Source organism: Pseudoclavibacter sp. CFCC 13611 (genome assembly GCF_008831225.1).
In the GTDB taxonomy this organism is placed as follows: domain Bacteria; phylum Actinomycetota; class Actinomycetes; order Actinomycetales; family Microbacteriaceae; genus Pseudoclavibacter_A.
Genome location: NZ_WBKE01000001.1, coordinates 233,280 through 256,409, shown reverse-complemented (window position 1 = coordinate 256,409; position 23,130 = coordinate 233,280). Strand labels below are relative to the sequence as shown.

General features: G+C 67.0%; 18 protein-coding genes. 4 read left to right on the top strand and 14 right to left on the bottom strand.

Annotation, left to right across the window (positions count from 1 at the left end; genetic code table 11):
• Positions 1–2 precede the first annotated feature (2 nt).
• From F8O08_RS01055 to F8O08_RS01030, 6 genes are all read right to left on the bottom strand, one after another.
• Entirely contained in the window at positions 3–1,229 is a 1,227-nt protein-coding gene (locus F8O08_RS01055) for a glycosyltransferase (protein WP_192496611.1), read from the bottom strand.
• Between the two features lie 32 nt (positions 1,230–1,261).
• Positions 1,262–2,092: a YceI family protein gene (locus F8O08_RS01050; protein WP_225733476.1), complete on the bottom strand. Its 831-nt coding sequence runs from the start codon at positions 2,090–2,092 to the stop codon at positions 1,262–1,264.
• Positions 2,093–2,275: 183 nt separating this feature from the next.
• Positions 2,276–3,652 (bottom strand): aldehyde dehydrogenase family protein, encoded by a 1,377-nt coding sequence (locus F8O08_RS01045; protein ID WP_158038509.1) that lies wholly within the window; start codon positions 3,650–3,652, stop codon positions 2,276–2,278.
• Positions 3,653–3,866: 214 nt separating this feature from the next.
• Positions 3,867–4,517: an NAD(P)-dependent oxidoreductase gene (locus tag F8O08_RS01040; protein WP_158038510.1), complete on the bottom strand. Its 651-nt coding sequence runs from the start codon at positions 4,515–4,517 to the stop codon at positions 3,867–3,869.
• 106 nt (positions 4,518–4,623) lie between these two features.
• Positions 4,624–5,643, bottom strand: a complete 1,020-nt coding sequence (locus tag F8O08_RS01035) for an LLM class flavin-dependent oxidoreductase (protein WP_158038511.1) — start codon at positions 5,641–5,643, stop codon at positions 4,624–4,626.
• Complete coding sequence (locus F8O08_RS01030) at positions 5,561–7,669, bottom strand: FAD/NAD(P)-binding protein (protein WP_158038512.1); 2,109 nt, start codon at positions 7,667–7,669, stop codon at positions 5,561–5,563. The genes F8O08_RS01035 and F8O08_RS01030 overlap by 83 nt, the downstream gene beginning before the upstream one ends.
• A gap of 149 nt (positions 7,670–7,818) precedes the next feature.
• Here F8O08_RS01030 and F8O08_RS01025 point away from each other — a divergent pair, with 149 nt between their 5' ends.
• Both F8O08_RS01025 and F8O08_RS01020 read left to right on the top strand, forming a co-directional pair.
• Positions 7,819–8,466, top strand: coding sequence for a GNAT family N-acetyltransferase (locus tag F8O08_RS01025; RefSeq protein ID WP_158038513.1), 648 nt, complete (start codon positions 7,819–7,821; stop codon positions 8,464–8,466).
• Positions 8,467–8,527: 61 nt separating this feature from the next.
• Positions 8,528–11,200, top strand: a complete 2,673-nt coding sequence (locus tag F8O08_RS01020; protein ID WP_225733525.1) for an excinuclease ABC subunit UvrA — start codon at positions 8,528–8,530, stop codon at positions 11,198–11,200.
• Between the two features lie 42 nt (positions 11,201–11,242).
• Here the strand turns inward: F8O08_RS01020 and F8O08_RS01015 are convergent, their stop codons facing one another.
• Positions 11,243–12,598: an NtaA/DmoA family FMN-dependent monooxygenase gene (locus tag F8O08_RS01015; RefSeq protein ID WP_158038514.1), complete on the bottom strand. Its 1,356-nt coding sequence runs from the start codon at positions 12,596–12,598 to the stop codon at positions 11,243–11,245.
• A gap of 3 nt (positions 12,599–12,601) precedes the next feature.
• A complete protein-coding gene (locus F8O08_RS01010) occupies positions 12,602–13,801 on the bottom strand; it encodes an LLM class flavin-dependent oxidoreductase (RefSeq protein ID WP_158042339.1) in 1,200 nt (399 codons plus the stop codon).
• A 138-nt stretch (positions 13,802–13,939) separates the two neighbouring features.
• Between F8O08_RS01010 and F8O08_RS01005 the strand changes: the two genes are divergently transcribed.
• Positions 13,940–15,289 (top strand): M20/M25/M40 family metallo-hydrolase, encoded by a 1,350-nt coding sequence (locus F8O08_RS01005; protein ID WP_158042338.1) that lies wholly within the window; start codon positions 13,940–13,942, stop codon positions 15,287–15,289.
• Between the two features lie 8 nt (positions 15,290–15,297).
• Here the strand turns inward: F8O08_RS01005 and F8O08_RS01000 are convergent, their stop codons facing one another.
• The 3 genes from F8O08_RS01000 to F8O08_RS00990 form a co-directional block, all read right to left on the bottom strand.
• Positions 15,298–16,317 carry an ABC transporter substrate-binding protein gene (locus tag F8O08_RS01000; RefSeq protein WP_158038517.1) on the bottom strand — a complete coding sequence of 340 codons (1,020 nt, stop codon included), beginning with the start codon at positions 16,315–16,317 and terminating at the stop codon, positions 15,298–15,300.
• 98 nt (positions 16,318–16,415) lie between these two features.
• On the bottom strand, positions 16,416–17,249 hold the full coding sequence (locus F8O08_RS00995; protein ID WP_158038518.1) for an amino acid ABC transporter ATP-binding protein: 834 nt from the start codon (positions 17,247–17,249) through the stop codon (positions 16,416–16,418).
• Positions 17,246–18,331: an amino acid ABC transporter permease gene (locus F8O08_RS00990; RefSeq protein ID WP_158042337.1), complete on the bottom strand. Its 1,086-nt coding sequence runs from the start codon at positions 18,329–18,331 to the stop codon at positions 17,246–17,248. The genes F8O08_RS00995 and F8O08_RS00990 overlap by 4 nt, the downstream gene beginning before the upstream one ends.
• 195 nt (positions 18,332–18,526) lie before the next feature.
• Here F8O08_RS00990 and F8O08_RS00985 point away from each other — a divergent pair, with 195 nt between their 5' ends.
• Positions 18,527–19,480, top strand: coding sequence for a GNAT family N-acetyltransferase (locus F8O08_RS00985; protein ID WP_225733524.1), 954 nt, complete (start codon positions 18,527–18,529; stop codon positions 19,478–19,480).
• A gap of 16 nt (positions 19,481–19,496) precedes the next feature.
• On the opposite strand, the gene F8O08_RS00980 is transcribed toward F8O08_RS00985, so the two are convergent.
• The 3 genes from F8O08_RS00980 to F8O08_RS00970 are packed head-to-tail and all read right to left on the bottom strand — an operon-like array spanning position 19,497 to position 23,072.
• Positions 19,497–21,059, bottom strand: a complete 1,563-nt coding sequence (locus F8O08_RS00980; protein WP_158042336.1) for an MFS transporter — start codon at positions 21,057–21,059, stop codon at positions 19,497–19,499.
• Positions 21,007–22,173, bottom strand: coding sequence for an LLM class flavin-dependent oxidoreductase (locus F8O08_RS00975; protein WP_158042335.1), 1,167 nt, complete (start codon positions 22,171–22,173; stop codon positions 21,007–21,009). Before F8O08_RS00975 ends, F8O08_RS00980 begins: the two co-directional genes overlap by 53 nt.
• Positions 22,174–22,178: 5 nt before the next feature.
• The gene (locus F8O08_RS00970; RefSeq protein ID WP_158038522.1) at positions 22,179–23,072 is read right to left on the bottom strand and encodes a DUF1684 domain-containing protein; all 894 of its coding nucleotides are present in this window, start codon (positions 23,070–23,072) and stop codon (positions 22,179–22,181) included.
• Positions 23,073–23,130: the final 58 nt, after the last annotated feature.

Genomic DNA, 23,130 nt, shown 5'->3' with positions numbered 1-23,130 from the left:
GATCAGCGCGGTTCGTTCGATTCGTCCGCCGGCTGCGTCTTCGGGCGATGCCCGTGATAGAGCTGCTCGAAGACGTCGAGCGTGCGATCGATGTCGTGCACGCGAACGCCCTGCAGAGAGGCGCGCTGCATGCGCAGACGCTCAGCCTGACTCTGCCGCAGCACGGTGGTGAGCTTGGCCGTGAGGTCTGCGACGTCGCCGGCGCGAAAGAGGTAGCCGTTCTCACCGTCGTGCACCAGATGCGGCAGCGCCATCGCGTCTGCGGCGACGACGGGAAGCCCTGACGCCATGGCCTCCATCGTCGCGATCGACTGCAGTTCGGCGATCGAGGGCATCACGAAGACGCTGCCCTCAGAGAGCACACGGCGCAGGTGCTCGTCGGTCACCCGGCCGTGAAAGACCACGCTGTCGCTCACCCCCAGCACCACTGCCAGCCGCTTCAGACGGTCGAGCTGGTCGCCGCCGCCGACGATGTCGAAGCCCACGTGCAGCTCGGGCGGCAGTGAGGCGAGCGCCCGCAGCGCGACGTCGATCTGCTTCTCTTCGGTGACCCGGCCGACGAACACCAGCCGTTGATCGACGCCCGGGTCGTCCGCGACGAGCCGGGGCGTGTAGTCGCTGGCGCGAATGCCGCAGCTGACCGGCAGCACGTCGCGCAGGCCGGTGCACCGCTCGAGGTAGTCGGCGGCCCGCTGCGTCGGCGTCGTCACGAACTGCGCCAGCGCGAAGACTTTGCGGGCCTCGCGCCAGACCGCATCGATGAGCTTGCGATCGAGGTTCGCCGGCAGACCGGTGAACTCGACGCCGTTCTCGGGCATGAAGTGGTTGGTGCCGATCACCCTGATGCCCCGGGCGTGCGCCTCGATGGCCAGCCCGCGGCCCACGATGATGAACGACTGAAAGTGCACGACGTCGGGTTTGACCTCGTCGAGCAGCGCACGCGCCCGACGTCTGATCGTGAGCGGCCACACGAAACGCAGCCAGTCGTGTGGGTACCACCGCCACGACGGCCACCGGTGCACCGTCATCGGCACTCCCTCGATGACCTCGGTCGACGTGCCCGCGGTGCGACGGCTGGTGGCCGGGGCGACGATGTGCACGTCGTAGCCGCGCTGTTTGAGCCCTGCGGCCAGCCTCTCAGTGAATCTCGCCGCGCCGTTCACATCGGGTGAGAAGGTGTCGCAGCCGATGAGAATGCGGAGGGGTGGGTCGTGGGGCGTCTGAGTCACGCCCTCAAGAGTACCGAAGAGCGCCGAGACGATCAGCTGACGTGGCTCAGCACGGTCGAGAACTCGACGAATCCGTGGTCTTCGACGGCGACGAAGCCGAGATTCGGCGCCTGCACCCCGTAGTCGGCGAACACGATCGGAATCTGCCCGGCGACGCGCACACCGGTGCCATCAGAGGCGACGGTGGCATCCACAGTCACCGCCTGTCGAACGCCGTTGATCTCGAGATCGCCATGCAGTCGCACCGACTCCTGCCTGGCACCGCCTGCGTCGGCGATGTCGGCGGGCTGCGTCAGGGTGAACGTCGCTGTCGGATGCTGACTCACGTCGACGGCCTGCGTGCGAAAGTAGCGGTCGCGCGCATCGGCATCGCTCGCGATGGAGCCGACGTCGACGCTGAGCTGCGCTGCCGTGAGCTGCGTCGCCGTGATCTCGGCCGTGCCGGTGACCTGTTGGGTGCGTGCGGTCACGGTGACGTTCTCGCCCCGCAGCACCTCGTCGAGGCGGTAGCCGGCGTATGACCCGGATGCGACCGACCACTGCCCGGCTGCGACCGGCGAGGCCTGCACACCTGACGAATCGTTCTGCAGCTCGTCCATCGGGCTCTCGGCAGCTGGGGCGACGAATGCCGCCCGATAGACCGACGGACCCCAGATGAGTGCGGCGGCGGCGAGCACGACGACGACGCCGATCGTCCAGCCCCACACCCGGCGCCGACGTATGGGACTCGTCTTCGACTGGCCATCTGCTGAGGCCTCGTCGGATGCCGGAGTCGGTTCATGGGAGGAGGTGGCGGGCATCGTGTGCTCCTTCTGCTCGTCGGGCAGCAGCCTGATCATGTCTCGCTGTCTCAGACCGCGCATGCACGTTGTTTGTACCTGCAACTTTAGGGCGGCCGGCTGTGCCGCCACTGTGATCTGCGGGGCGAACCACTGTGACCTGCGGGGCGAGACAGTACCTCTGTCGACCCCTCACAGAGAACGCCCCGCAGCACCGGCATCATGTGATGCCGACGCCACGGGGCGTTCGGATGCGGCCGACTCAGATCAGCAGACGCGCACCGACTTCAGATTCGTGAACTCGCGGATGCCCTCTGCGGCGAGCTCGCGGCCGTAGCCCGACCGTTTCGTGCCGCCGAAGGGCAGCTCCTGGTACGAGATCGTCGAGCTGTTGATCACGACGCTACCTGCATCGAGCTCGGCGATGAAACGCTGCTGCTCGGCCTCGTCGTTGGTCCACGCCGCGGAGCCCAGACCGAAGGGCGTGTCGTTCGCCAGATCGATCGCCTCGTCGAGGTTCGAGACCTTGTAGACCGATGCCACTGGGCCGAACGCCTCTTCGTAGAACAGACGCGCCTTGGGAGTCAGGTCGGCGATCACCGTGGGCTCGACGAACCAGCCGTCGCCCTCGGGCACGCTGCCGCCGACGAGCACGCTGGCGCCGTTGGCTTTGGCATCCTCGATCAGCTCGACCAGGTCTTCGCGCCCCTGCTCGGTCGACACCGGACCGATGTCGGTGGCGGCGTCGAGCGGGTCGCCGAGACGCAGCTTGGAGAACGCGTCAACGAACTTCTCAAGGAACTCATGGTAGACATCGGCGTGCACGATGAAGCGCTTCGCGTTGATGCAGGCCTGGCCGTTGTTCGAGACGCGTGCGGTCACTGCACTCGCGACCGCCTGGTCGAGATCGGCCGACGGCATGACGACGAAGGGGTCAGAGCCGCCCAGTTCGAGCACGCTCTTCTTAACCTCGTCACTGGCGATGGAGGCGACCGAACGGCCCGCAGGCTCGCTGCCGGTCAGCGTGACAGCGGCGACGCGAGTGTCACGAATGACCTTCTCGACGCGGCGTGCCCCGATCAGCAGGGTCTGGAAGACGCCCTCGGGAAGGCCGGCGCGCAGGAAGAGCTCTTCGAGGTACACCGCGGTCTGCGGAACGTTCGATGCGTGCTTCAGCAGCCCGACATTGCCGGCCATGATGGCCGGAGCCGCGAATCGGATGACCTGCCAGACCGGGTAGTTCCACGGCATCACCGCAAGCACGGGGCCGATCGGCTGAAAGACCGAGAACGCCTGCTTGGCGTCGACGATCGACGGATCGTCGAGCGGTTCGGGGGCGAGGAACCCCTCGGCCTTCTCAGCGTAGAAGCGCAGCGCCTTGGCAGACTTGTGCACCTCGCCGACGGCCTGCGCCAGCGGCTTGCCCATCTCGACGGTGATGGTGCGGCCGAGCGTCTCGGCATCGGCGTCGAGCAGGTCGGCGGCCTTCAGCAGGAACGCCGAGCGCTCTGCGAACGTGGTCTTGCGATGAGCGAGCCAGGCGTCATGCGCGACCTGCAGGCGGCGTTCGAGCTCGGCGTCGTCGATCTCGTCGAACGACTTCTCGACGGCACCCGTGGTGGGGTTGACGGTTGCAATGGACATGTCTGGTGGGCCTCTCTTCTTCTCTGAACAGGTGACGCGGCGTGCGGGTGCTCATGCGACCGTGGCCGTGGATTCCCAGCAAAAAGATTATCGCTGCGATCGACGACCTTCCACCGGGTACGCTCACAGCGCACGGGCGTGGTGCCGAACGACGACCTGACGGGGTCGCCCGGTCACCACGTGTGCACACAGCGCTGAGGTGTCGAGGCCGCTGTCAGTACCCGACGGTGAAACGCTGACGGCTGTGCGCCGGATGCTCGATCTCGTCGACGAAGGCCTGTGCGTAGTCAGCACCCGAGATGAACGAGTGACCGTCGTCGGTGGTGAGCAGCACGTCGCCGCCGAGGCGGAACGTGCCGGTGTGCTCGCCGGGGTTGAACGAACCGTACTCGCCCGAAGGGCTCAGGTAGAACCAGTCGACGTCGTTCGGCTCTGTGCGCAGCAGATCGAGGACCTTCCCGTGGTTACCGGCCTCCTCTTTGAAGGCGTCCGGGAACTCCGGGGTGTCGAGCACCTTGGGGCCGCCCTCTGAGACGTTCAGCGACCCGGCGCCGCCGACGACGCCCAGACGCTTGCCTGCGGCGGCCACAGCCGCGGTCACCTCGGGAATCGCCTCGATGAGCTTGCGCCCGTCGATCTCGCGTGCCGGCAGCGCCACGACGACCACGTCGCTCGCATCGACTGCCGAGCGCACCACGGCCTCATCGAAGAGCGACCCGGTGCGGTAGTCGACGCCGTCTGTGCGAGCGTCGTCGGCCGGCAGGTGGCGAGAATACGAGATCACGCTGATGCCGCGTGATGCGGCTTCCTTCGCGATGTTTCCGCCGGTGTAGCCGGTTCCGCCGAAGATGCTGATGGTCGTCATGACGAGCCTTTCTGTCAGAAATTGTTGATGCTTCAAGAAATTGAACGAGTCGACGGCCCCGTTATTCCGTGGCCTTCGCAGGCCCGCTCGTGTTCACAGGAATCTGCTAGACGCGGGGCTGCCAGCCCAGACGCGGGCCGAGTTCGCCTGCGATGTCTTCAATCAACTGGTCGTAGTCGGCCTGTTCGAAGCTGAACGGCAGTGCGAATGCCACCTCGTCGACAAGTCGAAACGCCTGCAGTTCGTCCAACCGCTCGGCGATCTGCGCCGAGGTGCCGACCAGGTCGCGAGAGAAGAGTGTGTTCTTCGGACCGTGCCCAGAGGTCGTGCGCGGCAGTCGTCGCTCGACATACTCCTCGTACTTGCGCACCTGATCCGACGTCGCGTTGTCGGTGGGAATCACCACGAGCCCCTGCGACACACGGGGCGCCCCGGTTCCCTGGTAGTTCTCGCGGTAGACCTCGATCTGATGCCGCTGGTTCTCGTCGAAGTTGTCGCCGAGCTCGCCGCTGATCACGCTCGACGTGAGCAGATTGAGGCCGTGCTCGGCCGCCCAGCGCACCGAGCGCTCCGATCCGGCGCCGTACCAGAGCCGATCGACGAGCCCCGCGGCATGCGGCTGCACGTGATCAGAGTATTCTTCGACGATGCCGTCGGCGCCCGAGAACTCGCTGACGCGGTCGCCACGCACCGCCTCGATCAGTCGTTCGACGCGTCGATAGGTGAAGTCTTCATCGTCAAAGGTGTCTGGATAGAGCGCGTGCTTCCAGTCATCATAGTGAAACGGCCGCCCGACACTCACGCCGGGGTTCACCCGACCGCCCGACAGCACGTCGACGGTGGCCAAATCTTCGGCCAGACGCAGCGGGTTCTCTGCGCCGAGTGGGATGACCGCGGTGCCCAGCTCGATGCGCGAGGTGCGCTGCGTCGCAGCGGCCATGACCGCGACCGGCGACGAGATGCCGTACTGCAGATGACGCTGTCGCAGCCAGGCGCTGTCGTAGCCCAGCCGTTCGCCGCGCTCGATCACCTCAAGCGTGGTCTCATGCCCGCCGCGCGGGTTCTTCTCGTCGAAGAGCCCGATCGTGAGAAAGCCCAGGCGTCGCAGCGGTAGGTTGTCGGTCATGGTGTGTGGTCTCCTTTATGCTCGTCGAATGCGTTGAGTCACATGAGGATGCCATGGTCGCGTCGAGCAGACCGACTGATGCGAGCATCGCCCGTGCGACCCGGTCGTTATATCTGAAGCTCGGCGCGTTCGTGTCGGGGCGTGCGAAGGCGGCCGGCCGCCCCACGTCGGTGAACTCCCCCAGCGCCCACCGATTCGGCAGCGCGTGGCCATCTGCTGCGACCACACGGAACGACGCCGGCGCGACGACGAGTTTGCCGTTGGTCGCCGCACGACCGTCGACGCGCAGACGACGTTCGTGGCCGAGACCGGTGCGATGCAGGTCGCCGAGCGCCGGGTTCGCCGAGGCCGACACCGAGCACTGCGGCTGGTACGCCTCGATCAGCACGTCGGCCGTGCGTCGCTCGTCGAGCGTACGGCTGTGCACCTCATACCCGCCGGCGGTCGGCTGCACATCATCGATAGAGCCGAGGAACTCCAGCACGCCGGCGTCGGCAAGCGCCAGCAGCAGTTCAAGGCGTTCGCCGGGTGGGCCGCTCGCGATGAAGCTGAACAGGTTCTGCCAGAAGCCGGTGAACTGCGCCGCCTGCGCGGCGTCGCTCCAAGCCGGGTGGTCGAGCGTCTCGGCGAGCACGAAGGTGCAGCCGATGATCGCCTGCACCAGTGCGGTCTGTTCGCTGTGTTCGTCGGTCTCGTGTCTCCGCAGGTCGTCAAGCAGATACGTGCGCAGACGGGCGCCGAGCGCTTTGGGGCTCTCGGCCCGCACCTCTGCCAACGGATGCTGCAGCCGCGCCAGGTCGAGTCGGTCGTCGTCGTCGACCCGTGCACGCAGCCAGGCGTCGACAACCGGGGTGCCGACGCCGCCGGCCGCCTGCACGAGCTGTCGCAGCTCAGCCCAGCTGCCACGCACACGATCGGGATGACCGCTGAACAGCTCGCGGTAGTAGGCATACCCCAACTCGCCCTGCACCCATGGCCACACGTCGGCGACGAAGTCGACGCGCTGCCACGCTTCGAGGTGCGCATCGAGATGGTGTCGCAGCCACTCTGTGGTGAAGAACGTCGTCGCGAAGCCGTGATCCTCACCCTGCACCCGTGAGGTCGTCTTGGCATGATAGGGCACGCCTCGACGTGATCCGGTCAGGATGCGAGGCTCGCGACCGCTGGCGACGTAGGTCACCCGTTGGCCGAGCGGTTTGTCGGGATCGAACGCATAATGGCCGCCTCGATCGACGGTGAGCCTGACGACGAGGTCGATGAAGCTGAGCCCGGCGCCTCGCAGCAGCACCGTGTCGTGTGCGGTCAGGCCGTCGAGGTCGACGTCTGAGGCATAGCCGGGCGGTTGGTAGCGCAGCCCGTGTGCCGCGGCCTGCTGTGCAATCGCACGATGCCGAGGTGCAACCTGCGCGTCAACGTGGCCGATCGCGTAGAGCACCGCGTCTGCCGCGATCACGGAACGTACGTCTGCATCTCGACCAGTGCCCTCGGCAACTGTCACGTCGAGCTCGTGGCCGGCGCCGGCATCCGCATCATGCACGCCGACCACCGTGCCGCGATGCTCGATCACGCGCCAGCCGCTCGGCGCCCGGTCGCGCGCACGCTCGTAGAACCACCGCAGGTAGTGGCTCTGCAGTCGGCGGCTGGGAAAGCTGCGCGGAGTGATCCGTGCGATCTCGGCGCGCACACCGTCGTCTATGTCGGCGGTCAGCGCCGCCGACAGGCGAAGGGTTCCCGCATGCACCTGATGAGCCCACTCGTACAGGCTGGGGCCGGGGGCGATCGGCCCGGCGAAGGTCGACGAGCGGTCGCTGAAGAGCGAGACCTCGCCGGCGAGCGAGTTGAGACGCAGCTCGGCCGACTGCTCACGGCGCCAGATGCGCCCCGGACCGATGCGATACGGGTCGACGAGGTGCACGTCGAGCGTCGAGGCCGCGGCGTCACGGCGTCCGTTCTCGACCAGGCGTTCCAGAACGCCGATGGCTCGCGGGCCACCGCCGATCAGCACGAGCGTGCGATGTGCGCTCATGGGGCTCCCCTCTTTTCGACGCGCTCGCCGAGGGCGTCTGCGGCGAGAACAGCCCAAGGCTATGTGCGTCGAGCGGTGCTCCCCAGTCGAGACGACACGCAGCGTCACACGCCGAGTTCGAGGCCCGTCTGCCGTTTAGCATTCCCTGCATGACAGATGTGCAGACCGATCAGATCGTCGTCGTCTCGTTGGCCGACCCGATCTCGCAGCCTCTGCTCGACGAGCTCGACCACGAGTACTCGACGCGCTACGCCGACTATCATGGCTTCGATCAGCCCCGCGACGCACCCAGCGAGATCGAGCTGTACCCGCCGTTCGTCTTCGAACCGCCGCTCGGCCTCGCCCTGCTGATCGTGCGCAGCGGCGTGCCGGTCGCCGGCGGTGCGTTCATGCACCTCGATGACCGCACCGTCGAGTACAAACGCATCTGGACTTCGTCGGCGCACCGCCGACAGGGCCTGTCGCGACGTGTGCTCGCCGCGCTCGACGTCGAGGCCGCGGCACGCGGCTACTCCCGGGTCTACCTGACCACCGGGCCGCGACAGCCCGAGGCGAAGCAGCTCTACCTGCGCACCGGGTTCACCCCGCTGTTCGACGTCGACGAAGACCCTGAGAAGGTCGTGCATCTCGCCTTCGAGAAGCGCATCGTGCCGACGGGACCGCGGGTGCGTGATCTGAGCGAGAGCGATCGCGGCAGGCAGGCGAAGCAGCTGGAGCGCATCGTCTGGGCGCAGCAGTACCACCCGGCGCCGGCGGTGCGGCTCGACGACCTCGCTGCGACCGAGCCGACGCACTGAGCGACTCCCCGCAGCGAGCGGGCCGGCCGTCTCGATTTCGCGGGTGCCGCACAGAGCATTCGTGACTATCGTGAAGTCGATGAAGCCCTCTCAGCATGCCGTCGCGCATCATGACGCGAGCGAAACAGTCAGCGGGCACCACGACGGGCGCGACCGAGGCCTCCTCGCACCGCTCGCCGAGCTGCCCGATCACATCAGCGTGCGAGGCGCACGCGTGAACAACCTGCGCGACGTCGACGTCGACGTACCGCTGCACCAACTGATCGGCATCGCCGGCGTCTCGGGCTCGGGCAAGTCGTCGCTCGCGCTGGGCGTGCTCTACGCCGAAGGCTCACGTCGCTACATCGAGGCCCTCTCGACCTACACGCGGCGGCGCATGTCGCAGGCCCCGCGAGCGGCCGTCGACGCAGTCGACCACGTGCCCGCCGCGCTCGCGCTGCGACAGCGTCCCGGCGTTCCCGGCGTGCGCTCGACTTTCGGCACCTCCAGCGAGCTGCTCAACGTACTGCGACTGATGTTCTCGCGTCTTGCCAGTCACGTCTGCCCCAACGGCCACCACGTGCCGCCGACCATCGACGTCGCGGCTGAACGGCCGATCGTCTGCCCCGTGTGCGGCGCGACCGTCCAGGCTCCAGGTGCCGAGGCGCTCGCCTTCAATTCGGCTGGAGCCTGCCCGCGCTGCCAGGGCACCGGCGTCGTGCGCGACGTCGACGACCATGCTCTGGTGCCAGACCCCGGCAAGACCCTTGATGAGGGTGCCGTGGTGCCGTGGAACATGTTCGGCTTCAACGTGCAGCCTGCGATCGCCCGCGAATTCGGCGTGCGCACCGACGTGCCCTGGCGCGATCTGACCGACCACGAGCGCGAGATCGTGCTCACCGGCCCCGAAGAGAAGAAGCACATCACGGTCACCAGCCGCAAAGGCGTGCACGAGCTCGACTTCACTTTTCGCAACGCGCGTCTCACTGTCACCAAAGAGCTGGAACGGGCCAGCGACGAGCGCCGCCTCAAACGCGTCGCTCGCTTTCTCACCGAACGCACCTGCCCCGACTGCCACGGCACCCGACTGAGCGCGGCCGCACGGGCTCCGCGCATCGGCGAGCGCAACCTGGCCGAGGTCACCGGGATGACGCTGGCTGAGGTGCTCGACTGGGTGCCGAACGTGTTCGACACCCTGCCCGATGACATGCAGCCCATGGCGCACAGCCTGATCGACACCCTCGCCGAGATGGCGCAGCGCCTGATGCAGCTGGGCCTCGACTACCTCACGCTCGACCGGGCGGCGTCGACGCTCTCGACCGGCGAGCGCCAGCGCGTGCAGCTGGCTCGCGCCGTGCGCAATCGCACCACCGGCGTGCTGTACGTGCTCGACGAGCCGTCGATCGGGCTGCATCCCGCCAACGTCGAGGGTCTCGTCGGCGTGATGCACGATCTGCTCACCGACGGCAACTCGGTGGTGTTCGTCGATCACGACGTGCAGGTGCTGCGCGAAGCCTCGCAGCTGATCGAGATCGGGCCGGGCTCGGGCCGAGAGGGCGGTCGTGTGATCGCCCAGGGCAGCGTCGACGATCTGGTCGCCTCGCAGCGCCCCGAGGCGGCGACGACGGATGCCGCAGGCGGCCCGCATGACGACGACCAGCCGATCGGGCGTGGGTCTCGGCTCGCCGGCTTTCTGACCGGCGCCGAGCCGGTCGTCGTGCGCGAGCGACCGGCCGCCGGCGACGTCTTCGCCCTCGGCGCCATCGAGATGGCCACTGAGGCGGTCCACACCGTGCATCCTCTCCAGGTGCGCATTCCGCGCGGGCGACTCACCGCCGTCACCGGGGTCTCGGGGTCGGGAAAGACGACACTGGTGCTCGAGTCGCTGGTGCCGGCGATCGCGGCCTCGACCGCCGGAACCAGGCTGCCGGCGCATGTGCGCGCGATCTCGGCGCCGGGCATCGCCACCGCACACGTCGTCGACGCGACGCCGATCGGCATCAACGTGCGCTCGACCGTGGCCACCTATTCCGGCGTGATGGACGAGCTGCGCAAGGCCTACGCCGCCACCGAGCGGGCGCAGGCGGACGGCCGCACCGCATCCGACTTCTCATACAACACCGGCTCGCTCGCCTGCCCGCGATGCGAGGGCACCGGTCAGGTGTCACTCGACGTGCAGTTTCTGCCCGACATCGACATCCCCTGCCCCGACTGCCACGGGTCGCGCTTCGCCCCGGCCGCCGACGGCTACCTGATCGACGGGCAGTCGCTGCCGCACCTCTTGGGTCTCACCATTCGCGAGGCCATCACGACGGTGACGAGTCTGCCGAAGGTCACCCGGCGACTGCGGGCGTTCGACGACCTCGGCCTGGGCTACCTCACGCTGGGCGAGGCGACGCCGGCGCTCTCGGGCGGCGAGGCGCAGCGGCTCAAGCTCGTCAACCAGCTGCACCGCGACCAGTCAGACGCCGTGTTCGTGCTCGACGAGCCGAGCGTCGGGCTGCACCCGCTCGACGTGCGCACGCTGCTGCACGTGCTGGACCGGCTGACCGCGCGCGGAGCCACGGTGATCGTCATCGAGCACGACCTCGACATGATCGCCAATGCCGACTTCGTGGTCGACATGGGGCCGGGCGGCGGCACGGCGGGCGGACGCATCGTCGCCTGCGGCACCGCCGACCAGATCGCACACGACCCTGACTCGCTCACTGGCCGATATCTCGCCAGGCACCTGGCGCCGCAGCCGAAACGCTGACGCGCTCTTCGAGCGCTGTGCCGTGCGGCTGTCGAGGAGCTCTCAGACCGCGACGAGCTCGGGTGCGAACTCGGGCGACAGCCCGAGATGCTCGCGCAGCGTGCTGCCGGCGTACTCAGACGGATAGACGCCGCGGCTCTGCAACTCGGGCACGAGTTTGTTGACGATGTCGTCGAGACCCGTCGGCGTGAGGTACGGCGTGATGTTGAAGCCTGCGACGATGCCGGTCTCGGCGTAACGCTGGAGGCTGTCGGCGATGGTCTGCACACTGCCCACGAAGCCGTTGTCGTCATTGCCTCGAGCCGTGTGCTGAATGACGAAGTCCCGGATGCTCCAGTCGTTCTCGTGGGCCTGCTTGCGCCACTCGGCAGCCACCTCTCGGGCTCGGGCGTTCTGGAAGCCCGCACCACGCGTCTCGTTCGAGACCTCGACGGCCGGGTCGAGCTCGGGCAGCGGCCCGTCCGGGTCGTAGGCACTCAGGTCGCGCCCCCAGAACTGCTCCAGATAGGCGATCGCCGTCTGCGGGGTGATCTGCGCAAGCCGCACCTCGCGGTACTTCTCTCTGGCCTCGGCGTCGGTGTCTCCGATCACGAACGTCGAACCGGGAAACGCACGCACGGCCCCGGCCGGCCGGCCGGCGGCCTCGACTCGGTGTGCGATGTCTGCGGCGAACGCCGTGGCGTCATGGAACTCAGGATGCGCCGAGAAGATGAGATCGGCATGTCGCGCGGCGAAGTCGCGGCCCTCTGGCGAGTCTCCGGCCTGAAAGAGCACCGGGCGACCGCCGCGGACCAGCGGCAGCGTGCGTTCGACCGTGATGTCGTAGAACTCGTCTCGGTAGCGAACCGGCACCGCATCGGGGTCGCCGCCGGCCCGCCAGATCGCTTTGACCGCACGCACGAACGACTCGGCGTGCCGGTAGCGGTCGGCACCGTCGAGGTAGCCGCCGCGGCGAAAGTTCTCACCGGTCCAGGCATTGTGCGTGGTGACGATGTTCCAGGCGTTGCGCCCACCGCTGAGTCTGTTCAGACTGGCCAGACGATAGGCGAGATCGGCGGGGTCGTTGAACGTCGTGCTCTGGGTCGCGACGAGACCGATGCGCTCAGTGACCGCGGCGAGCGCCGCGTCGAGCGTCTGTGCATCCGGGCGACCGGCGATGTCGAGATCATGCAGCCGACCGAGATGCTCGCGCAGACGAAGCCCCTCGCCGACGAAGAGTGCCGCGAAGTTGCCTCGCTCTGCGGTCTGCGCGACGCGGCGGAACGATTCGAAGGCGACCTGGTCGCCGCTCTCGGGCCAATGCCAGATGGTCGAGAAGTTCACGCCTTGAAAGAAGACGCCGAACTGGATCTGCTTGGTGGCAGGATGCCGTGTCGCCGTTGGTGCGATGCTGGTCATGGGTCAGTTCCTTCCCGCGAGCGCGGCACTGTCAGTGATGCGGATGTCGTCGCCGGCCAGATCGCCATCGCGTTCGACCGCGAATGCGTTATGAGCCGCCGGCAGACCAAAGATCTCGCGGAGCGTGGTGCCGACTGTGGGCGCACTGACCACTCCGCGCGCGATGAGCGCAGGCAGCACCGCGTAGCGCAGCTCGTCGAGATCGGCCCCGAGCTCGGCCGGGATCAGTCGCACCCCGTCGACCACGTGCGCCAGCTGCTCGATTCTCTCGATCAGCTCGTCTGCGGTGCCGGCGAAACGCGCGCCGTCCGGGTCGCCCCAGACGGCGGCGCCGTCGAGTCGCGCGAGTCGATCGGTGGCCGACTCGCCTCGGGAGTCGAGCACGACCTGCAGATCGGCGATGATCTGTGGCGCCGCGGATGCGGTGGCGGCCTGCTGGCGCAGCCGACGTGCCTGCTCGGCGAGGTCTCGCGAGGCGGGCAGCAGCACGGCATCCGCCGACACCGCGTGCTCCGTGCCGATCGCGGCACGTGCCGCCGGCACCAGCACGGGCAGCTGGCCCTGCGGCGGCCGCGGAACGATCGAAGCACCCCGCACACTGAACGAGGCACCGGCGAAATCGGCGTCGTGCACCTTGTCGCGATCAAGATAACGGCCTGTGGGCAGGTCCCGGATCACGGCGTCATCTTCCCAGGTGTCCCAGAGGCGCCGGCCGACGGCCACCACGTCGCGCAGCTCATGCTGCAGCTCAGACTCCCCCGTTGGCGTCGTCGCGTCGTCGAGCACGGTGCGGCCGAACTGCGCGGCCGCCTCGACGGAGTTCTCGGCCGAGACCAGCCAGCCGGCTCGGCCCCGAGAGGCGTAGTCGACGCTCGCCAGCTGTGTGGCGGTGTGGAACGGCTCGAGATACGTGACCGGAACCTGCGGAATCAGACCGATTCGCGAGGTCAGCGGCCCGGAGAACGCGGCCTGCTGCACCGCATCGATACGCCCGGTCGTCGCGGGCGCGCCCGGACCTGCGGGCGGCAGGTGCGAACCGGCGAAAGTCGCGTAGCTGAACCCGGCGGTCTCGGCACGATCGACGATCTGTGTCGCCCATCGTGCACTGAGGATGTCATGGCCGGCCTCCAGCGCGTCGGCGGCTGCAGCCGGGTGTGAACCGGCTCCGTCGATGTGCAGACCCACGGTGAACGTGCTGCTCATGGAGTGTGCTCCCTTTCGTCGTCTCTCGAATGCCTCCGGCGAGGCTAGACCAGGCTCACGACCGACCACCGACCTGTGGTCACACACCGCAACGACCGGTCACAGTGCGCAACAACCGGCAGGGTATCGTGAGATGTCATGAACGACTTCTCCGCCATGTCTCAGCAGTCGCTCGAGCTGCTGCAGCGTCTCGTCCGCAACGCCGCCGTGAACGACGGCACTCCCGACTCGGGCCAGGAGCTCACCAGCGTGCGCACGCTGCAGGCGTTTCTGCGCGACGCGCTCGAGCAGCCCGGCGTGGTCAGCGAAGTCGTCGAGCCGCACGCCGGTCGGGCCTCCCTCATCGCACGCATTCCCGGACGCGACCCAAACGCAAGATCGCTGTGTCTGCTCGGGCACATCGACGTCGTGCCGGCCGATGCCGAGCACTGGCAGCACGACCCGTTCGGGGGCGAGCTCATCGACGGCGAGGTCTGGGGTCGGGGTACCATCGATATGCTCACCCTGACCGCGGCGATGGCGACTGTCTTTCGGCACGCGGCCGACCCACGGCACCGCCCTGCAGGCGATCTGGTGCTCGCCGCCGTCGCCGACGAAGAGGCCGGCGGCAAGTACGGAGCCGAATGGATCAGCGAGCATCGGCCCGATCTGCTGCACGCCGACGAGGCGCTGACCGAGCAGGGCGGCGTGCTGCTGCGGCCGGAGAGCGCAGCCTCGGGCATCACCGTCGGCGTCGGAGAGAAGGGGCAGGCTGCACGTCGCCTGCTCATCACCGGTGTGCCCGGCCATGGCTCGGTGCCATGGGGATCACGCAACGCCGCCGGCATCGCCGCCGAGATCGTGCTCGAGCTGCTGCGCAACCCGGCGCCTCCGGTGGTACAGCCGCACTGGGCGAGTCTCGTACATGCTCTGCAGCTCGACGCCGATCTCACCGAGCGTCTGCTCGACCCGGCGCGCCTCGACGGTGCGCTGCCCGCGCTTGGCCCGCTGGCGCCCCTCGGTCACGCCCTGACCCGAGTGACGGTCTCGCCGAACATTCTGCGCGCCGGAGACAAGCACAATGTGATTCCGGGCACCGCGACAATCGATCTCGACATACGCGTGCTGCCGGGCCAGACGCCCGAAGACGTCGACGGGCTGCTCGAAAGGCTGCTGAAGCCGTGGGCAGACTGCGTGCGCATCACCGGCGACCAGTTCTCACCGGGCAACATCACTCCGACCGACACGCCAATGTACGCGCGCATCCTCGACGTCTTCCGTCGCCATTATCCGGATGCCGTGCCGGCGTCAGTCATCGGGCCGGGCGGCAGCGACGGCCGTTTTCTGCGGCCGACGGGCACGAACGTCTACGGGTTCGGGCTGTTCTCGAAGCAGATCGACGTCGCCGAGTTCCGGCGTCGGCTGCACGGCAACGACGAACGGGTCGACGTCGAATCGGTGCGTCTGACGACGACAGCGCTGGCCGAAGTGATCTTCGGCCAGCGCTGAGGAGTCTGTCATTTGGACTTTTTCGGTAACCCGGGCGGGTTGATCTGCGATGACTCGACGCTTTCGGCCTCCAGCCCCCAACGCTGCAGGATCTGCTGATACTGGCCGTCTTCTATCGCTTTGTTCAGCACGATGTTGACGGCCTTGATCAGGCCGTTGTCCTTCTTCGTTGCCGCGGCGATCTCTGCGGTGAGCGGCCAGCCGCCGTTCACCGTGCCGACCAGTTTGGTCTCGCCGGTCGACTTGGCTTTGAACGATCCCGTGGCGTTCGGCCCGAACGTGGCGTCAGCGCGACCAGACTGAATGGCCAGGGTGGCTGCTGAGTCGTCGTCATAATAGACGAGTTCGGCCGGGGCTTTGCCTTTGGATTCGAGCTCCTTATTCCAGGCGAGCAGCACTTCTTCTTGGTTGGTACCCGATCCGACCACGATCTTGAGACCAGAGATGTCGTCGGCTCCGTCGATCTTCTCGATGGGGCTGTCCGCTTTCACATAGAACCCCAGCAGATCTACTCGATAGGTGGCGAAGTCATAGACCTCTTTGCGTTCATCGGTGACGGTGACGTTCGACGTCACGAGGTCGTACTTTCCCGACTGAATGCCCAGCGGCCAGTCTGCCCACGAAGTCACGGCCTGCTGGTATTCCAGGCCGAGGCCTTGGGCGATGAGCGCACCGAAGTCCGCCTCACTGCCGATGCGCGTCGTGTTGTCGTCCGAAGCAGTCACGCCGAGTGGCGCACCGCCGGCTCCAGCGGTGCCGACCACAGTGAGTTTGCCTGCCTCGATCGGAGAGAAGCCGCTCTCTTTCAGCGCCGCGACGGCTTCGGGCACCGGGTCGATGTGCGGCCGCCCCTCGACATTCTTCGAGGTGAGGTCGAACTGCACTTTCTGGGCGACCTGCTCTTCTGTGGCGGTGTCGGAGTTGCTTCCCCGAGCCCCGCTGAGACCGATGCCGACGGCGACGCCCGCGACGGCGATGACGGCGACTGCGCCGAGCAGCACCCCGCCCTGTTTCTTGCTGAGAGCCATGATGTTGACCTTTCGTTTTCCGCAGAAGTGCGTTTGATGGAGTTGTGAGGGGCCATGCCGCTGCCGTGAGACAGACCGCTGGCCGAGTGCTGAACGGCTCAGAGAACGCGGTTGACGAATGCGCGAGTCCGAGGATTTCGTGGGTTGACGATCACCTCGTCCGGCGTTCCCGTCTCGACGATCTGCCCGTCTTCGAGAAAGACGACGCGATCAGAGATCTCGCGTGCGAACCCGATCTCGTGCGTGACGATGATGAGCGTGCGGCCCTGACTGGCGAGTCCTCGGATGACCTCGAGCACTTCGCCGACGAGCTCCGGGTCAAGAGCGCTCGTGGGCTCGTCGAAGAGCAGCACCTTGGGGTGCAGGGCAAGCGCTCGTGCGATCGCCACACGCTGCTGCTGGCCGCCAGAGAGCTGTCGGGGAAAGCGGTCACCCTTGTCGCCCAGTCCCACGCGTTCGAGAAGCTGATGTGCCTCCTGCTCTGCGGCGGCGCGATCGGCACGCTTCAGCGAAATCGGAGCGATGGTGATGTTCTCGAGAACGGTGAGGTTCGGAAACAGGTTGAAATCCTGGAACACGATGCCGACTTGCGTGCGTCGGCGCAGCACCTCGCGTTCCGGCAGCTCGTAGAGCAGACCGCTGCGACGCTCATAGCCGATGTACTGCCCGTCGACCGTGACCGACCCCCGATCGACGGTCTCAAGATGATTGATCGCCCGCAGCAAGGTAGATTTTCCCGAGCCGGAAGGCCCGATCAGCGAGACGACCTCGCCGGGGAGCACGGTCAGGCTGATGTCTCTGAGCACCTGCACTGATCCGTACGACTTCGAGACGCCGTCGATCTCGACCAATCCTTCGGTCGGCGCTCGGTCGACGCTCTGGCTGTCGTCGGTCTGGGCGGTGCCGCTCACTGCAGCAGATGAGGTGGTCATGCGGTCTCCTTCTGAGTCTTCGCGCTCGGGGTCTGACTGTCGCTGGCAGCGTCGTCACCGAGACGCCGCCAGAACTCAGTCACGCCTCGCCGGAGTCGTTGAATGGGTGTCGGCGGCAGCTCTCGCACTGTGCCCTTGGCGTAGTGACGTTCGACGTAGAACTGGACGATCGACAAGGCCGTCGTGATGATCGCGTACCAGACCACGGCCACGAGCAGCAGCGGAATCACCCGCTGGTTGCGCCCGTAGATGACCTGCACGGTGTAGAACAGCTCAGGCAGCGCCACGACGAAGGCCACGGATGTGCCCTTGACCTGCCCGATGACCTCGTTGAAGCCAGCCGGAATGATCGAACGCGCAGCCTGCGGCAGGATGATTCGGAAGAAGCGCACATGCGCGGGCAACCCCAGCGCGGCCGCAGCCTCAGTCTGTCCGCTGTCGACCGAAAGAATCCCTCCGCGGATGATCTCGGCAGAATAGGCCGCCTGGTGCAGCGTCAGCCCGATCGCCACAGCGGCGAACGCGGTCAGCAGTGTGGTGGTCGGAAACTCGACGATCCAGTAGTTGTCGGTGAACGGCGTTCCCAAGCCCAATGTCGGATAGAGGTAGCCGAGGTTGTACCACACCAGAATCTGCACCAGCAGCGGCACAGAGCGGAAGAACCAGATGTACCAGTAGCCGAATGCGTTCAGCAGCGGCGACTTGCTCAGGCGGAAGACCGCCAGCACGGTGCCGATGACGAAGCCGCCGACGATCGAGATCGCGGTCAGCCACAGTGTCAGCCACAGCCCTTTGATCACCGCATCGTTGAAGAAGTACTCGGCGAAGACATCCCAGCCGTACTGCCGGTTCGTGAACAGCGACCAGACGAACTGGGCGACCAGAAACAGGATCACCGCAGAGACGATCCATCGCCCCCAATGTCTGATCGGCACGACCCTCAGACTGTCTGCAGTGCCCGGGTCGCCCTGCGCACTGCGCTTCGCCGGTCGTTCGTCTCGCCTCTCGTCGTCGGGTTCCCGCCCACTCGGCGCTGACGGCTCTGTCTGCTGTTGCCGCGTCTTCTGTGATGTGACGGTCATCATGCGCCTCCTCTCTTCGTTTCCCTGCTGTCGGTCAGAGACCTTGCGTTGAATATGTAGGCCATGCTGACAGCGCGCCGAGGCCGACGGGTCAATCGAACGTTTTGTTGCCGAAGATGGCACCGCATGACGACTCTGCGACCTCCCGTGACATGACCACTGGACTCCGCAGCCGCCTGCCCGCAGAATGCGCGTGTGAACGCACTTTCCACGCCACAGCCCCCGGCCGCAGTCACTCCGCGCTCAGCGATCGAGATACGAACCGCCCGCCGCGACGAGTTGGAGGCGATCGGCCGACTGACCTTCGAAGGCTTCGGCCATGCCCTGCCCGGCGCGCGTCAGCCCGACGCGCAGCGCAGGCAGCTGCTGCTCGATGCGGCCGGCCGCGCCGCACAGGGCGACCTGCTGGTCGCCGACCGGAGACCGCACGGCGAGGTGCCCACATCGTCGACACCCGTGCGCGAGCAGCCCGCTCTGATCGGCACGGCGAGCCTGCTGCGCCCGGGCGCACGTCTGACGAGACAGGCGCGCACCGGCGAAGCGGAACTGCGCCTTCTGGCGGTTCTGCCAGAGGCCCGCGGCACCGGCGCGGGATGGTCGCTGATGTCTGAGGCTCTTCGTCGTGCACGAGCGTGGGGCGTGCAGGCTCTCGTGCTCGACACCGGGCCGACGAACTTCACGTCGCAGCGCCTGTACCACCGTCTCGGCTTCGAACGACGGCTCGAACGCGAGACCAAGCCGGCCTCGAACGGATGGCCGCTGGCCGTGTTCGTCTACGACTTCGCCTCGACGGATCCACTGCTCGTCAGACTCGCACGGCCGGAGGATTTCGGCGACGCGGCCGCGTTGTGGGCACAGTCTCCGACGGCAGACGATTCGGCTGCCGCGCACGCTCTCGCCCGTCTGGCCCACGAGCACGAGCTCTGGGTGGTCGAGCACCGCACCACCGGAAGGCTCGTCGGCGCGGTCCTGACGCATCGTCCCGTGCTGAGACAGAAGAAGACGGCATCCCCCGCACCGCTGCTGACTTCGCATCCCCGACCCGTCGTCGTCGCCGACGTTCCTGATCGGCTCTCGGTGTCGACACGGATAGAGGCACACCTCGAATGGCTTCGACAGGTGCGCGACCTGCTGCCGTTCCGCGCCTGAACCGGTCTGGCCCCAGTCAGGACTCCACAGCGGTGCCGGACGCGGCTGCGTGCTGCTCAGGCGCTGTTCTCAGTTGGAACGCCGATCCGAGTGCCAGCGCCCAGGCCGCAGCCGTGCCGCCCACGCCCACGGCCACTCCCAAAGTCAGGCCGAATGCGTCATCCCTGCTGAGCAGCAGTCCCGTGGCAAGCGCCACGAAGAACGTCGCTGCCAGGCGCTGCACCAGCTGCAGGAACGAAGCGGCCACGCCATGCGCCCACTCGGGAGCGTGATCGAGCGTGACCGCCCGAAGCACCGGTTCGGTGATGCCCGACCCGATGCCCGACAGCACGCCGAAGACGATCGTGGCCCAGATCAGTCTGGGCTCGGCGCTTCCAGGCCCTCCACCCCAGTCCCATGTCGCGACCAGCAGCAGCACGGCGGCGAACAGCTCGAGCCCCATCGACGCCGGCACGGCACGAGCCCCCAGTCTGCTGTAGGCACGAGAGCCGAAGTTCGCACTCCACAGGCGGGCCAGCGCCCCAGGCACGAACAGCAGAGCGACACCGATCGGGCTCAGCGAGGTCGTCGACAGCAGGTACAGCGTCAGCACGGTCGACTTGGCCAGAATCGCCCCGAACCAGAGCATCGCCACCACGCTGCCCCTGACATAGCCGGAAGAGCGCATCAGTTCGGGCACGAACAGCGGCAGACGCGAGGTCGCCGCATAGTGTCGCTCCCACAGCACCAGCGTCACGACCAGAACCGGCACGATCAGCAGCAGCCAGAGAGAATGTCGGCTCAGCACGGGATCGATCACCGGCAGCGTCAGAACGACCACGAGGGCTCCGAGCAGTCCGACCGCCGGCAGGTCGAGGCTGACCAGCCGAGGCGAGGGGTGCGGGCCAGTTGGCGCGGCCCGCGCATGCGACGACGTCGTCTCCGGCCGATAGAGGCAGGCGAGCACCAGCGTGGCCGCGACGAACGGCATGTTCAGCGCGAGAATGCCCCGCCATGACCACTCCGGCGGCAGCAGCTGCAGGGCGGCCGCTGAGAGCAGCGGCCCGGCGAACGCAGACGCAGCCGAAGCCATGCCGTAGGCCGACAGCGCACGGATGCGCGCCATCCCTCGAAACTCGTCTTGGATGATGCCGAGCACCTGCGCGCTGATGGTCCCCCCGCCGATCCCCTGCATCGCACGACCGGCCACACTCCACCAGACGCTGCCTGCGGCCACCGCGATCACGCCGCCGATCAGAAAGCACAGGAGGCCCAGGACGAGCGGAATCTTGCGGCCGCAGCGATCTCCGATGCGCCCTGCCGGAACGAGGCCCAGCCCGAACGTCAGAGAATACGCAGCGAGAAACCACTGAATCTGCTGCGTGCTCGCGCCCAGAGACGCCTGCACGCTGGGCACCGCGTAGTTGACCGACGACGAGTCGATGAGCGTGCCGAAGCCGGCGCCCAGACAGCAGCCCAAGACGACGAACTCGTGTCGGCCCCGTTCGCCTGTTCTCGTGCTCGCCCGATCGCCCTCTCGCACCACGTCAGCGGGTCGTCTGGCGGCGCTCTGCCCCTGCGGCGGCACCCGTCGGGGCATGTCCTGCCGTGACGCCCGTCGTCTGACCGACTCCGCCGGCGAACGCAGCCCGAGATGCCCACGGATCGTCAGCTCCCCACAGTGTGGTCGGAAACTCGTCGCGCACCACGGGAACGACCTCATGGGCGAAGCGTTCGAGAATGTCGAGCTGATGTTCGAACGGCACCGTGGTCGGCAGCGAGACCGACTGCAGGTCGTGCTGGAAGCCATCATGGAATCGACCGATCTTGTCGATGATCTGCTGCGGAGAGCCGACCAGCGCAGGGCCCTCAGCGATCGCGTGATCGATGTCTCGGAACGGCGTGTTGTTGCCAGGCACATTGATCGCTCTGACCAGAGCCTCGTACACGGGCCCATAGAGTTCCCTCGCCTGCTGCGTGGTATCTGCGATGAAGAGCGCGCCGGCACCGGCGCCGACATAGGCGAGTCTGGGGTCATGCCCGTGCCGAGCGTACTCGTCACGGTAGTGCCTGACCAGCACGGTGTAGTTCTTCAGCGGCTGAATGGCGTTGGCACTGATCAGCGGGTCGCCCCAGCGAGCGGCCAATGCGGCCGAGGTGAGCGTCGTCGCCGACCCGTGCCAGACGCGAGGTGTGCCGGCGAACGGTCGCGGCAGCGTCGTGGTGGGATGCGTCAGCGGCCGGGTGAGTGCTGACCCGGGCCACGTGACGTCTTCGTGCGACCAGAGCGTGCGCAGCAGCTCGTACTTCTCGGCGAGCAGATCCCACTGGTCGTCGATCTCGAGCCCGAAGAGCGGGTACTGCTGCACTTCGTTGCCCTTGCCGATCGTGATCTCGAGACGGCCGCGTGAGAGTTGGTCTACCGTGGCGTAGTCTTCGGCCACGCGAATCGGGTCGAGAATGCTGAGCACGGTGACTCCGGTGCTCAGACGGATGCGATTGGTCTCGGCTGCGATCACGCCCAAGAGCACGGTCGGCGACGACGACAGAAAATGACCGGCATGACGCTCGCCCACGGCGAAGGCGTCCAGGCCGAGCTGCTCGGATCGTCGTGCCGTCAGCAGCGTCTGCTCCAGCCGATCGGCAGGGGCCACGAAACGCCCGGTGACCGGGTTGACGCGATGCGGCACGATGTCGAGAATCTGAAATCTCATCGAGGTCAGCCCCTCTCGAGCGGCGTCTTCTCGCCCGCCTCGATGCCCACTGGCAGACGGTTGCCTGCGGGAGGCAGTGGGCAGGTCGCATGGTCGGTGTAGGCGCAGGGCAGGTTGACCGCCCGATTGAAGTCGAGCGTCACACGACCGGATGCATCCGGCGCATCGATGTGCAGACTCCGGTTGGCCGCATACGTCGTCAGCCCGCTGGTGGCGTCGGTGAAGAGCACGAGCAGACTGCCCGGTGTTCGGCCGTTGAACGCCGTGAGGGTGAACTCCTCGCCACGCAGCGAGAACTCGACGACTCCGGGAGCCTCGTAGACATGTTCGATCTCTGGAGACACCGACCCCACCGTGACAGGTTTCGGCTCGTCGAACGGCACGAATCTGCCGCTGGCTATCCACCGTGGGTTCGGCGGGTAGACCGGGGTGCCCCGATACTGCACAAGCAGGTCGTTGCGCGGATCACGTGGGCGTACGATGGTGCGGCCCCCACGAGTCGCGACCTCGATCTCGATGTCTCCGAACGTCAGCGTCAGGCCTGATCGTTCGGCGATTGGCCCGAGTCGGTACACGATCGTTCCCTGCGGCGTGATCTCTCGCTGGTGACCGCTCGGCACCTGCAGAGCGGCCGGCGAAGTCGTCTCCGACGTCGCGCTCTGCAGCAGGTCGTCGCCTTCGGCATCGATCTCGATGACCGTGCCGAGCGCAGTGGAGGCCCAGCGACCGGGCACTCCAGGAATGCGCTGTGGCTGCTCGTCGAGCCAGACGATCGTGGTCACAGCGAGAAAACCGTGGTCGTCTGATCGTCGGCTCTCCTGGCCGCGGTGCCAGGCCTCCCAGTCTGCGATGTACTGCGCTCGGTCAAGCGCAGGCGACTGCCTCTTCGTGATGGTCATGCGTGCAGCGTATGCTGCTCGTGCTCGGTGAACCCGCTCAGGCGCAACACGAGGTCAT

Coding starts and splice junctions, on each gene's coding strand:
- F8O08_RS01035 (WP_158038511.1), bottom strand. CDS start 5,643: ATGACCGACAACCTACCGCTGCGACGCCTGGGCTTTCTCACGATCGGG.
- F8O08_RS01050 (WP_225733476.1), bottom strand. CDS start 2,092: ATGCGCGGTCTGAGACAGCGAGACATGATCAGGCTGCTGCCCGACGAG.
- F8O08_RS00990 (WP_158042337.1), bottom strand. CDS start 18,331: ATGACCGTCACATCACAGAAGACGCGGCAACAGCAGACAGAGCCGTCA.
- F8O08_RS01005 (WP_158042338.1), top strand. CDS start 13,940: ATGAACGACTTCTCCGCCATGTCTCAGCAGTCGCTCGAGCTGCTGCAG.
- F8O08_RS01045 (WP_158038509.1), bottom strand. CDS start 3,652: ATGTCCATTGCAACCGTCAACCCCACCACGGGTGCCGTCGAGAAGTCG.
- F8O08_RS01010 (WP_158042339.1), bottom strand. CDS start 13,801: ATGAGCAGCACGTTCACCGTGGGTCTGCACATCGACGGAGCCGGTTCA.
- F8O08_RS01040 (WP_158038510.1), bottom strand. CDS start 4,517: ATGACGACCATCAGCATCTTCGGCGGAACCGGCTACACCGGCGGAAAC.
- F8O08_RS00975 (WP_158042335.1), bottom strand. CDS start 22,173: ATGAGATTTCAGATTCTCGACATCGTGCCGCATCGCGTCAACCCGGTC.
- F8O08_RS00995 (WP_158038518.1), bottom strand. CDS start 17,249: ATGACCACCTCATCTGCTGCAGTGAGCGGCACCGCCCAGACCGACGAC.
- F8O08_RS01000 (WP_158038517.1), bottom strand. CDS start 16,317: ATGGCTCTCAGCAAGAAACAGGGCGGGGTGCTGCTCGGCGCAGTCGCC.
- F8O08_RS00970 (WP_158038522.1), bottom strand. CDS start 23,072: ATGACCATCACGAAGAGGCAGTCGCCTGCGCTTGACCGAGCGCAGTAC.
- F8O08_RS01025 (WP_158038513.1), top strand. CDS start 7,819: ATGACAGATGTGCAGACCGATCAGATCGTCGTCGTCTCGTTGGCCGAC.
- F8O08_RS01015 (WP_158038514.1), bottom strand. CDS start 12,598: ATGACCAGCATCGCACCAACGGCGACACGGCATCCTGCCACCAAGCAG.
- F8O08_RS00980 (WP_158042336.1), bottom strand. CDS start 21,059: ATGCCCCGACGGGTGCCGCCGCAGGGGCAGAGCGCCGCCAGACGACCC.
- F8O08_RS01030 (WP_158038512.1), bottom strand. CDS start 7,669: ATGAGCGCACATCGCACGCTCGTGCTGATCGGCGGTGGCCCGCGAGCC.